Annotated in this window: 11 protein-coding genes and 7 pseudogenes; 7 read left to right on the forward strand and 11 right to left on the reverse strand. The window is 49.1% G+C overall.

Features of this window, described 5'->3' with window-relative positions:
• The coding region (locus tag G614_RS28540; RefSeq protein ID WP_330367063.1) for a hypothetical protein at positions 1–389 on the forward strand (389 nt) is incomplete at its 5' end.
• A 348-nt stretch (positions 390–737) separates the two neighbouring features.
• Here the strand turns inward: G614_RS28540 and G614_RS0122130 are convergent.
• The 9 genes and pseudogenes from G614_RS0122130 to G614_RS28555 form a co-directional block, all read right to left on the reverse strand.
• Positions 738–968, reverse strand: a pseudogene (locus tag G614_RS0122130) (phage major capsid protein); the annotation flags it as partial.
• 20 nt (positions 969–988) lie between these two features.
• Positions 989–1694 (reverse strand): annotated as a pseudogene (locus G614_RS28545) (head maturation protease, ClpP-related).
• A gap of 98 nt (positions 1695–1792) precedes the next feature.
• Positions 1793–2239, reverse strand: a pseudogene (locus G614_RS0122140) (phage portal protein); the annotation flags it as partial.
• Between the two features lie 52 nt (positions 2240–2291).
• Positions 2292–2600, reverse strand: a complete 309-nt coding sequence (locus G614_RS0122145; RefSeq protein WP_027643665.1) for a type II toxin-antitoxin system RelB/DinJ family antitoxin — start codon at positions 2598–2600, stop codon at positions 2292–2294.
• 119 nt (positions 2601–2719) lie between these two features.
• On the reverse strand, positions 2720–2929 hold the full coding sequence (locus tag G614_RS31500) for a hypothetical protein (protein ID WP_155245111.1): 210 nt from the start codon (positions 2927–2929) through the stop codon (positions 2720–2722).
• A 28-nt stretch (positions 2930–2957) separates the two neighbouring features.
• Positions 2958–3281, reverse strand: a pseudogene (locus G614_RS0122155) (helix-turn-helix domain-containing protein); the annotation flags it as partial.
• 666 nt (positions 3282–3947) lie between these two features.
• Positions 3948–4532, reverse strand: a complete 585-nt coding sequence (locus G614_RS33090) for a helix-turn-helix domain-containing protein (protein WP_027643667.1) — start codon at positions 4530–4532, stop codon at positions 3948–3950.
• A 62-nt stretch (positions 4533–4594) separates the two neighbouring features.
• Entirely contained in the window at positions 4595–6520 is a 1926-nt protein-coding gene (locus tag G614_RS29415) for a YgjP-like metallopeptidase domain-containing protein (RefSeq protein ID WP_080664596.1), read from the reverse strand.
• The gene (locus G614_RS28555) at positions 6520–8418 is read right to left on the reverse strand and encodes a type I restriction enzyme subunit R domain-containing protein (RefSeq protein WP_162142789.1); all 1899 of its coding nucleotides are present in this window, start codon (positions 8416–8418) and stop codon (positions 6520–6522) included. Before G614_RS28555 ends, G614_RS29415 begins: the two co-directional genes overlap by 1 nt.
• 45 nt (positions 8419–8463) lie before the next feature.
• Between G614_RS28555 and G614_RS0122180 the strand changes: the two genes are divergently transcribed.
• Both G614_RS0122180 and G614_RS0122185 read left to right on the forward strand, forming a co-directional pair.
• Positions 8464–8847, forward strand: coding sequence for a hypothetical protein (locus G614_RS0122180; RefSeq protein WP_044918580.1), 384 nt, complete (start codon positions 8464–8466; stop codon positions 8845–8847).
• Positions 8848–8952: 105 nt separating this feature from the next.
• Entirely contained in the window at positions 8953–9336 is a 384-nt protein-coding gene (locus G614_RS0122185) for an HNH endonuclease (RefSeq protein WP_027643669.1), read from the forward strand.
• Here G614_RS0122185 and G614_RS0122190 read toward each other — a convergent pair.
• On the reverse strand, positions 9333–9710 hold the full coding sequence (locus tag G614_RS0122190) for a type II toxin-antitoxin system death-on-curing family toxin (protein ID WP_027643670.1): 378 nt from the start codon (positions 9708–9710) through the stop codon (positions 9333–9335). The two genes, G614_RS0122185 and G614_RS0122190, sit on opposite strands and share 4 nt — an antisense overlap.
• Entirely contained in the window at positions 9707–9949 is a 243-nt protein-coding gene (locus G614_RS0122195; RefSeq protein WP_027643671.1) for a type II toxin-antitoxin system Phd/YefM family antitoxin, read from the reverse strand. Before G614_RS0122195 ends, G614_RS0122190 begins: the two co-directional genes overlap by 4 nt.
• A gap of 223 nt (positions 9950–10172) precedes the next feature.
• On the opposite strand from G614_RS0122195, the pseudogene G614_RS34725 reads away from it, so the two are divergent.
• The 4 genes and pseudogenes from G614_RS34725 to tnpA form a co-directional block, all read left to right on the forward strand.
• Positions 10173–10726 (forward strand): annotated as a pseudogene (locus G614_RS34725) (terminase).
• A 4-nt stretch (positions 10727–10730) separates the two neighbouring features.
• Positions 10731–10940, forward strand: a pseudogene (locus G614_RS34730) (S-adenosylmethionine synthetase N-terminal domain-containing protein); the annotation flags it as partial.
• A gap of 25 nt (positions 10941–10965) precedes the next feature.
• Positions 10966–11415, forward strand: a pseudogene (locus G614_RS28565) (DNA methyltransferase); the annotation flags it as partial.
• A 64-nt stretch (positions 11416–11479) separates the two neighbouring features.
• Positions 11480–11715 (forward strand): IS66 family insertion sequence element accessory protein TnpA (gene tnpA / locus G614_RS35190; protein ID WP_420341543.1); only part of this gene is annotated, 236 nt, incomplete at its 3' end.

An 11715-nucleotide genomic window follows, 5' to 3' on the forward strand; every position in this document is an offset into this window, starting at 1 on the left:
CTTTAAAACTCATTCCTGACTCCCTGAAGTCACAACCGGTCTTCTTCTGCATTGATGATACCATGATTTCTAAATTTGGCAGGAAATTTGAAGATGTTTCAAAACTTTTTGACCATGCAGCACACAATGGCTCCAACTATCTGAACGGCCATTGCTTTGTCAGCCTCATGCTTTGTGTCCCCATATGGAGCAACCGCCGGATTGCTTATCTGGCGGTCCCTCTCGGTTACCGCATGTGGCAGAAAAAACAATCGAAACTGGAGCTTGCCGCAGCCATGGTGCGTCAGGTCATGCCCTCTTTTGCTTCTCAGAAGAATGTCATAATCCTTTGTGACATATCTGCTTTAACTTCATGCCCTATAATCCTGTTTGTTACATACACCACCTGAAAAACGGTCTACATCAGATTTTTTGCCTTGTTGGAATCAAGCTTGCAAACTTGTTTCGCAATTACCTATTGTAATAACTGCTCTATTCTACAATAGGTAATTGTTAAAAGCAAAATTTCTTAAATGTGGATAACCCATCCGTTATGTAAAGAGAAAAGAGTCACTATTCAGAAATATTTCTGAATTGACATACAACATCAGATTTTAGGGTATGTTTTATCAGGCCAGCCATGGCATCTTTTATGCTAGGAGTGAAGTATGGATTGAGTCGGAACGGCTGTATAAGGTTCTGTATGAAATGGAGGTTTGAGCAATGGGAAATAAAGTGAAACCGTCCGGGTTTCCATTGGGCTTATTAGTAATTGGCGTGGAGGTCGGCTTATTCAGTTCCGCATCAATGGCTGCCTGACGCTCCAGCCGCTCAATCTCCTTCCCCAGATCCACCACGTCCTTCTCCATCTTCGTCTCCGTATCCTCCGCAGACAGCAGCCCGTCATTGCCACGCTTCGTATCCAGGAAGGCCTTTGCCGCTTCCCATGCCTTTGCCCTCTTTTCCCTTAATTCCAAAATCTTACTCATAATCAAATCCCTCCATAAATTTAATGTGTTAAAAGGTTCAGCCTCTTTTCCAATTGCCCCACTGACGTCTTCTTATCTTCCGGCTTTGGAATCAGCTTAGACAGCAATAAATTTGTTAGTGCCGTCCGGGAGAACATCATGCTCTCTGCCCCCATTCCATCTGCCCTATCCTCCGTATTATCCACACCGCCGCCCAGAATCCCATCCGCAAAGCCAAGTTCCACCGCCTTCTTCGCATTGAACCAGCTCTCTGCATCCATCAGGTGGGAAATCCTCGCACGGCTCAATCCCGTTTTCACCTCATAGGCATTCATAATGCTCTCCTTCACCTCGTCCAGCATCTCCCCGGCCTTCTGCATCTCCTTGGAATCCCCGATGGCAATGGTCATGGGATTGTGGATCATCATCATGCCCACCGGGGACATCAGCACCGTGGTTCCTGCCATAGCAATGACAGAGGCCGCAGAAGCCGCCAGCGCATCCACCTTCACCGTCACATTCCCCTTGTACTCCGTGAGCATGTTGTAAATCTGTGCTGCCGCAAACACATCCCCTCCCGGAGAGTTGATCCAGAGAGTGACATCTCCGGCTCCGATATTCAGCTCCTTCGCAAACAGGTGTCACCTCATCCCCAAACCACGTCTCATCCGAAATCTCCCCGTTCAGCACCAGTGTCCGCTCCTCGTTTGTTTCATTCCGAATCCAGTTCCAAAACTTCCGCTTCATACCAAACCTCACTTTCCATTTCAGGACATAATCGTGTAAGCAGTCTCACACGATGCTGCGGCATTCGCCAAATGAAAATACCAGTATTTTCACTTGGCTCATTGCACGCTCAAAAAGCCAGCGGCATCTTTCAGTTTCGTCATGTTTCCGTTAATTAGATATAAATCCCCGCCTTCCTCTACAGGAACCAGGTTCATATTCTCCATCTCTCGGATATCGTTTGTGGACAGCCACCCATTCTGCCGTCCAATGGAATATCCGGTCATCCGGCTCTGGTAATCCCCACGGAGCAGACCATCCACATTCAGTTTCAAGAAATACTCATTCTTCTCCTGGGGCAGAAGCAGCGCCCTCTGCAGAGACTGCTCCCACCGGATTACCCATGGGTCCAGTGTATACTTCACAAACTCCAGCGACTGCTGCTCAATGTTAGAAAAACTGGACTTCTCCAAATCCCCCACCATATGGGGCGGAATCCGGTATAGCTTGGCAATCTCGTTAATTTGGAACTTCCATGTCTCCAGAAACTGTGCTTCTTCCGGCGGGAAATCCCCCTTAAATCAGAATCCGCCTGTTCCGTAAGGGCTACATGATATGTCATAGGCCATAATCCTTACGGATTTCAGCAAACGCCTGCGCTGCCGATTTTGTTTTCCCCTGCACAAAATCCGTGTACCCTTTCTCCAGTTCTTGGTTCATTTCTGCTTCTGTCAGCGCACCGGCCTCTACAGGTTTTGCGGCAGGCAGCTTCACATCAAAGGGAATTCCCCTCTGCATGACCACCTGTTTTAAAAAAATATTAACCGCATTGGACACCGGAATACCAAGCTGTCCCAGTACACTCTCTGCCTGTTCTTTCAGTCCCGGTTCCAAACGTACATATAGATTTGTCGTCTTTGCCATCATGGTAGCCTCCTTTCCTGCTATTAGTATACACGATTGTCCGTACAATAGCAATGCAACAGCAAGAATTATTTTTTGTTTTTTGGATTGGGCGCTCTCCCCGGAACGCCCTATCCTGTCTGCTAGTTGATAGTAAGTTCTGTGTAGAACGCCACCCGGATGGCTTCAATCAGCCTCCCAATATCCTTTGTTGTTTTCTCCATCCCATGTTCGTCTTTCCAGCCCTCTTTCTGCTTATTGAAAATCATGTGGAAGGCATTACCGTAATTCTGTCCAAACCTGATTCTCAATTCCACGCCATCCGGTGCTTCCTCTAAAGCTTCTTCAATCAAATCCGGCTGCGAGCAGGAACTAAAAATTGCCCTTGGCTTTCAGGGACAAGTCCTTGTTCCGCAAGTGGTGGTTGGACATCACCGTGTAGCCCTTGTTGCGCTCCACACAAAATACTGCCATGTTCTCAACTCCTTTCACTCGAAATTTCACCGCGTCGTAGGCGGTCAGCTTGCCCGGCTGGCAGGGACATTCCGCATAGACGCAGAACTGATATTTCCAGTGCGGGCGATAAAAGCGGCAGGTGCCGCAGTCCTCCGGCGTGACCGCCTCGCCGCTGTCGTAGTGGTCGAAACCGGGCTTGCCCTGCATGAGCTGTTCAAAGGCCCGGTCGCTGCCGGAAGTGAAGTACATAGGCCGTCGCCTCCTTTCTGCTTTTGGGCAAAAAGAAAAGGACACCGCTTACACGATGTCCTTTTCAGTCAACTATTTAGTTTTTTGTGTTCCCACACTCCATATCAATAACTACCGAAACCGTGATATAGTCCTCAATGCGCTTATTACGGAATTTATCACCCTCGGCGTCAAACACCACATGTCGGGAAAAGTGCCTAAATCTAAGGATTTCTACAAGGTTTCTCTTTGTAGCAACACTACCGTCTCCACATGGCTCGATGCGTCCATTTTGATGTCTGCTATCCCGTTTGTTTGCGGAAACATATCTCCAAGGCTGAGGTTATCCATCGTGAAGCGCTCATCGGTAGAAACAACGCTCTCGGCAGAAATCGTCAGCTCAAACTTCTCCTGCTTTATCTCGATGTTGAATCCTTGCCCCTACAGGAAGCTTTTTGCTTCCACGGCATTGAAGTTATCTGTTGCAATATCTACTCCGTTCGCAAGGTGCGCAGCAACAGCTATTACATACTCCGGCGGATATTTCTTTCCGTCCTCAGTAACCAGCTAGTACTTTGTGCTCTGATTCTGAGACGGCACACCTTTTTCATCGATGTACTTCAAGGCCGCGATGATATCTTGTTCTTTAATCTTAGGAATAGCCATCCTGAACCTCCATCCTTATTCTTATTCGTTAGGTGAACTCCCCAGCGGTGGAACCCCGTGAGCTTCCAGCATCTCATTGACTGCGTATATTGAATTCTCTACGCAGGCACCGAGGACACACATATAAATATAATCCTCATGTTTCTTTGGATTCAGTTTGAAATCTGACTTCTCGAAGAAGTCGTTTGCCTCCGGTGGTGATAAACTCAATCCCACACATAGGCCAAGCACTGTCTGCTTACTGGTCGGGTATTCCTCGTCGTTTCGAAGCCGCTGAATCGTCTTTTCACCAACCAGCGACAGGTCTGCCAACTTCTTATTGGAGAGTTTTCGCTCCTTCATCAACTGCACCAATGTCTCTGCAAAAGACCCCGGATACCGGCGCAGAGCATTGGACTTTGCTGGAGCACTATCCATCAGCGCATTGAGCGCACGGTTATGGGCATTGGTCGGATCATACGAGCATTCTCGCGCAGAGAGCTGAGGATCAGATTTCGCCAGAAACTGGGTATAGCTTTTCAGCCCCAGATACTTGGAATCATATGTATATCCCAGATCAAAGACAAAACAGCACTCGTCCACATGAGAGAGGGCATATTCGGTCATCCGGCAAGTGCCGTCTTCATCGTGCTCTATGTACTCAGGCTTGTTGATACAAAGATGGCCGTCTACATAAGCGCCTTACCGGAATCGATCAGTGCCTTAAAATCTTTACTGCAGCAGTATGCCTTAAACAAATCTGTTGCAGAGATGGTATAGGTCTGGTTTCTGCCAAGCGACGCTGGATCGAAAGAAAACTGCGGGATGTAATGTCCGTTTACATAGGTATAGACGCCATCGACATTGTTGTATCCAAGCTGACGCATACGTGTTTTTGCCGCCTGCCGAGACACTCCATAGTAATGAGCAAGTTCATCAATGACCGTTTCTAACGCAATCGATTTGTACGCCGGTTCCGCGTTATCGAAGTGTTCCTGCATCAACCGGTCGATGGTCTGCCTGCAGGTTTGCACAGGCATGAGAATATGCATCGCCACACCGTTGGCCTGCCATTCAAGCCAGTCCGCGGCTTTCCACTTTTCCGTATCTTTGCTGTTAGGCTGTATATCGCACCGGATCACCTTGCCAACATCGTCCTTTGCTCCGATCATTTTCATCAGAGCATGATACGGCTGATGACGATACCAGTGGTAGCATTCATGGGCAATCGTGCTATTTACGGTGCCATAGGTTTTCTCATAATAAACTCGCGGATCAATATAAACCGTTCCGCGTTTTGCTTTCCGGGCAAGTATTTCCTTATTAGCACCAACGATGCTCCCATCCTCAAAGACTACTATCCCAAACACCGATAGCGCTTCGGAGAGTCGTGTGTCCTCAATGATGGTGAGCTGCATGTTTTCTGCTATTTGCCTAATCGGAACAGGAACCGGTTTCTCCAGCGCAATTGGATAGTTTTTTTCGAGGAATCGGGTAGCCTCCCGGTCAAAATCATCACGGGGGATGATAGGAACCAGTTCTCCGGAGAAGCGGTCATTCTCGCTTTCTTCCTGCACTTCAGTATGGCCGACACCCACCACTGAGAAATCGGTCAGCTCAATTCCTATGGATACCTCGCAATGCGCCGAGACCCATTTTTCGATGAAGCGAGGCTGTCCGCTGCCCTTATGAGCTGCGGTTTCAATATCGCAAGATGCGATGACGTCAAAAGCAATAATGCCTTCCCTCGGCTGCTCAATATGCACCACATTCTCGATCTCCACATCGGAAAGCGAGACGTTGTATTTCTTTTTATCGAGATCAGGATCATTTTCCAAGTGCTGGAGCACGGCATCCTTGATCTCGTCATAGCGCTCTGCATCGATCAGCTTCTTCAGAGGGCTCTCGTCATGGGCATCGTAATAATCCAGCTTCCGGTCATTTAGCTCGTTGCGGACATCTCTCCAATTTGGCATATACAAATCCATATACGCGATGAACGTAGCGTCATGCGTCCGGGTGTGGAAGTGGATCAGCTCATGGAGAATGACAAACTCCAAGCATTCAATCGGTTTCTGTGCCAGCTGAAGATTAAACCAGAGCTTTTTCTTCTCCACATTGCAGGTACCCCAGCGGGTAACCATATATTTCGTCTGCCAGCTATCACAATGCAGATCCGTAATCCGTTCCCATTTGGGAAGCAATCGCTCGATTTCCTGCTTCAGCATTAGGCGATACTGCTCACGGATAAAGCTCTCCCTCTGCTTTACCGTGCTCTCGTTGTTCATGGAAAGGAATGCCGTGTTTCCCTGCAGAAGAAAGCTGTTTTTCTTGTTGTCCGGGATGAACTGAATAAAATACTGCTTTCCCCAGACATAGATAGTCTCTCCAGAAACATACTGCCGTTTGCTGCTGCGCGGCTGATTCTGGAACTGCTGTATCTGTCTCTTGATCCAGCTCAGGTTGGTCCGGGCATAAATTTCTATCGCCTTGTCATCTATCGTCTGAGGCGCAGAAATAATCACATGGCCATCCGGAGGCTTAACGTACAGATGCATGTTCTTGATATTCTTTTTTTGCACATCAATTGGAATACCCGATATGACTATCTGCATCAATACTCCTCCTGCTTTTCGATGATCTTGAAAATACGATCCACTTCGACCTGATCGTTCAGGACGCGGAACAGCTCGCGTTTAATTTTCCGTTCCTTAATCTCATCACCACGGAAGCCAGCGATTTTACTTTTCAGCACAGCCTTATGAATTTTGATAGCCAGCTCCTCGTCCTCGCCGACATTGTCATAGATGGCCTGCAGCGCACGATAACGTATGCTCTCCGGATATTCCTCGTTTTCTTCCGGGTGATCCACGTTCTCGGCGAGCTTGATATACAACGCCAGTAATGCAGCATACTCATCAACACCCTGCTTGCGCATCTCGATCAGCTTATCCAAAATGGCAGACATCTTGTCATAGTATTTCGGATTTACGGTGACCTTCTCAACAATCTTCCGACGGATGTTGTTCTCAATCGCCTCTGCTGCACCGGCCTTTGCAGTTTCAGACTTCTCCTCATCTTCGAGGACTTTTCCCTTGTTCTGCACGAAGTCCAATAGCGTTAGATCATCAAACTCCCCGATCTTGACGGCCTGGGATGCCACAATGTAATTATCGATGAGCTTCCGCATATCAGGCTCATAGGCCTTATAATCAAGGAAATCACCGCTGTCGTTACCGATGGCCTGTTTCAGTTCAATATAGAAGCGTACCTTCTCTTCATAGACACTAATCTCCGCGCCGGTGCAAACATCCATCAGATACGGCTTGGCCTCGGCGAATGCACGGACAACACGGCTGACCAACTTGTACAGCTTCTCGCGCAGGCGAGCATAGATTTCCTGCGTCTCCTCATCCGTAATGGATTCACCACAGAAATAGTGCAGATACTCGATGTCGCCCTTTGGCTCATCGACACCTTCGCACAGCTCTTCCAGTTCCTCAAAGGTGTCTTGGAAGAAACTGAGCGCCTCCTTGCTGCGGTCTTTGATCAGACCGGCAACATCCTCTTCATCGTATCCGGAGAAGGCACCAGAGGTATAGACGTCCATCGCGTGCTTCAGGTCACCAAATAGCTGTTTGTAATCGACAATGTATCCGAAGTCCTTATTGTCGCTGTCGTTGTCCAGCCGGTTGACACGGCAGATTGCCTGAAACAGCGCATGATCCTGCATGCCCTTGTCCACATACAGATAGGTGCATGGCGGAGCATCAAAACCTGTGAGGAGCTTATCCACCACGATAAGTAGTTTCATGTTGGCAGGCTCTTCAACGAATTTACGCTTGGCCTCAGTCTCGAATTCCTCGACCTTTTTGCGGATTGAGAGCTTCTCCGGGAGATTATTGGGATCGAGTCCCAGCATCTTCAGGTAAGTCTCATACTTCTCAAATGTCTCGGTATCATCCTCATCGCTTACCGTGTCGGTGCGCAGGTCACCGGCATTAGGCGTGAAGGAGGAGATGATCGCACATTTTTTGAAGCCACGGCTCTGGAAGATTTCATAGTACTTGCAGGCAGTATAGATTTCATCCGCCACAAGAATGGCATTTCCGTTGCCATCCATCAGGCGCAGCTTCAGGTCAAAGTCCTCAATGATATCCCATGCAATTTTCTCAAGACGGGAGCGGGAACTATAGACCTTCTGCATGGTCGCCCACTTTGCCTTGAGTTTTGCCTTCGCACGGGGAGAAAGGCCTCTGGTCTTGGTCTCAAACCACAGGTCAACCTTGTCCGGCGAGGACAGGTCTTGCGGGATATCCCGGTATTCATACCGCAGATCCAGCACGACGCCATCGCGTACAGCTTCATCGTATTTATAGGCATGGATGTATGGCCCGAACACCTCAATGCTGGTCTTCTTGTCCTTTTTCAGCAGTCCGGGACGTGAAAGCCGAAATGTCCATACAAGAGCGCCTGCAGAAGTTCCCTGTGCCGGATTCCATCTGGGAGGAATACCACATCGATCAAGAAATTTTTATCACAGGCACGAACGCTGGACATGCGGATCAAGTCTAAGCTTCAGCAGATTGAATCCTTAAACGAATTGGCCACGTCATGTACCATTGTTTACAGCGATATGCCAAGGAATCCGAATCACGGCATCTCCAAGGTGGAACGCGCTGTATTGAAGATCATCGAGGTCGAGGATAGCCTGAAGTGCGATGTGGAGGATTTGGTGGAGCTGAAGAAAGAGATCATGGCAACCATCCATGCCGTTGCCGACGTAGAACTGCAAACCCTGCTGGAGAAGCGTTACCTTTGCTTCCTCTCGTGGGAGAAGATTGCGGTCGAAATGCACTACAGCATCCAACACATTTACCGGATGCACGATGAGGCGCTTTCCTGCGTTAATGCCATCATGAGAGTAAATGAGAGGGAATGAGAGTCGCCTCTTATGTTAGCATTATGATGGACAAACGAAAACATGCAAAAGCCTTGTGGGAGTCGATTCCCGCAGGGCTTTTCTTATGTCCGAGGAGGTGAAGCGATGCCAAATAAACCGAAACGCCCATGCTCCTACCCCGGCTGTCCCAACCTCACGGATGGAAGGTTCTGCGAGGAACATGAGAAGCTGGAGAATCAGCGGTACGAAAAATACGAGCGTGATCCTGCCACAAAACGCAGGTATGGACGAGCTTGGAAACGCATCCGTGATCGATACATGAATATACACCCTCTTTGTGAACGGTGCCAGAAAGAGGGACGGCTGACCAAAGCGGAGCAGGTGCATCACAGAAAGCCGCTGGCTGAAGGCGGCGACCACAGCGAAGCGAACCTGATGTCATTGTGTGCTTCCTGCCACTCGAAGATCCATGCGGAGCGTGGTGACCGCTGGCATGGGAAAAGCCACCCACAGAGGAATGGCTTTTAAATCTGGTGTGCGAGAATCCAGTGCAGTAAATCTGTTGCTTCGATCTCCCCGGCGGCAAGCTGAAGGATCACATCAGAAAGCTCTGTCTGCGAATGCTGTAATTCAACACCATTAAGTGCAAGAAACACCAGCATTGCGTGAGCGCCGATCCGCTTGTTCCCATCCACAAAGGGATGGTTTTTGACAAGACCGAAGCAAAGCCGGGCAGCCTTTTGCTGGAGAGATGGATATACATCTTCTCCGCCAAAGGTTTGAAACGGAGCGTTCAGTGCGGAGTCCAGCATTCCTTCGTCACGCAGGCCGGATGAGCCGCCTGTCTCTGCTATGAGCTGTTCGTGGATAAGAAGGACCTGTGATTTGGATAGTCTGATCATTTGGCAAGCACCTCATAGGCCTGACGGTTCTTTTCAATCAGGCGCTTGGAAATGGACATGACATCCTCGTCGGCAGCCAGCTGCTCCTGTTCAGCGGCAGAAAATTCCATGACAAGGTAGCGGGGAACGTTATTTTTTAATATGACAACTGCTCCACTCTCGTCCACAAGGCGTGCTACCTTGGAAAAGTTCTGATTTGCTTCCGTGATGGAAACCAGGTTGTTTGTATTGATGTTCATAGGGAAACCTCCTTTGCTTTCGTTACTTTTATTATATCCGAAAATAGGATAAATTCAACCTACTTATTGTAAACTTTTTGTGACGAAGGGGCGGTCAAAATCTCTACAGATCTCTCCCGTGGGAACGGGCGCGGGGTCGCATGTGCAAAAAAGGCGAAATCAAAAGGGTAATTAAAGGCAGCCTGCAGGGGGGCTGCTTATTTTTCGGAAAAGAGGTGAAAAAATGCCGACGAAATCCAATAACACAGGCGGGCGAGGCGGTGCGAGACCCGGTGCGGGAAGGAAGAAATCCGCTGTCAAGGAAAAAAGCTGAAAACGGCAATCCGGGAGGCAGGAAGCTGGAAGTACTGGATATTCCCGAAGTCGAGGGTGTCGATATGCCAAAGCCCCATTAGTTTCTGTCCGCCGAGCAGCGTGACGGAAGTACGCTCCAGGCAGAAGAAATCTACAAGGAAACCTGGGAGTGGCTGAAGAAGGTCGGCTGTGCGGCAAAGGTATCTCCCCAGCTTCTGGAGCGGTACGCCATGTGCTCTGCCCGCTGGATTCAGTGCGAGGAGATGACCAACCGCATGGGCTTCCTCTCCACCCCCCCCCCCCACCACCCAGAAGCCGATCCCATCTCCGTTCATCAATATCGGCATCAACTACATGAACCAGGCGGTGCGGCTCTGGAATGAGATTTTCCAGATCGTGAAGGAAAACTGCAGCACAGATTACGGGGAGGTTTCTCCCCAGGACGATTTGATGGAGCGCCTGCTCCGTGCAAGGAAAGGATGAAGATATGTTTGAAAAAGTAAATCCTGCCCATCCCGACAAGGTGGCTGACCGCATTGCCGGAGCTATTGTGGATGCGGCCTATAGAAAAGAAGGTAATCCAAGAATCGCCGTGGAAGTCCTGATCGGACACGGCGTCTGCCATATCATTGCGGAAAGTTCGGTACACATCCCGATGTACGAGGTGGAAACCATCGTTACTGCCAGAAAATACATCGAGGGGCTTGGAGGCTTTGAAAAACTTGCGGAACCACAGGCTGGTATGCGGCAACTCCACGAAAGCGGATACTTACGAAACGCTCATGCAGGGGCAGAAAGCGAACCTGGTGGTTACCGTTCCCCCATACAACGTCAACTACGAAGGGACTGCCGGGAAGATCAAAAATGACAACATGGCTGCGGAGAAGTTTTACCAATTCCTACTGGATGCCTTTACCAACACGGAAAAGGCGATGGCGGACGATGCTTCTATCTATGTGTTTCATGCGGACACGGAAGGGCTGAACTTTCGCAGGGCATTTTCGGACGCAGGGTTTTATCTCTCCGGATGCTGTATCTGGAAGAAGCCAAGCCTGGTGCTGGGGCGTTCCCCGTACCAGTGGCAGCATGAGCCAGTGCTCTATGGCTGGAAGAAAAACGGGAAGCATCAGTGGTACTCTGACCGGAAGCAGACCACCATTTGGGAGTTTGAGAGTAAGTAGGTAATAATCAGTATCTGCAAATTTCCATCCACATTTGATAAGATAAGTTCAAATGATGGAGGTGATACCAATAAATACGAATGACAATGCAACCTCAAAGGCTGACCCTTGGGCAGACCGGATCCATGCTTTTCAGGAAAGCGGTTTATCCCGCAAAGAATGGTGTCAGCAGAATGGAATCCCACAGTCTACACTGGGTTACTGGATCCGAAAGCTCCAGTCAGAAGCCGCTGAGACAGAAAGTGCTTCTGATCCGGTGTTTGCAAAGCTCCCTTCGGAACATGAACTCCA

The organism is [Clostridium] clostridioforme AGR2157 (assembly GCF_000424325.1).
In the GTDB taxonomy this organism is placed as follows: domain Bacteria; phylum Bacillota; class Clostridia; order Lachnospirales; family Lachnospiraceae; genus Enterocloster; species Enterocloster clostridioformis_A.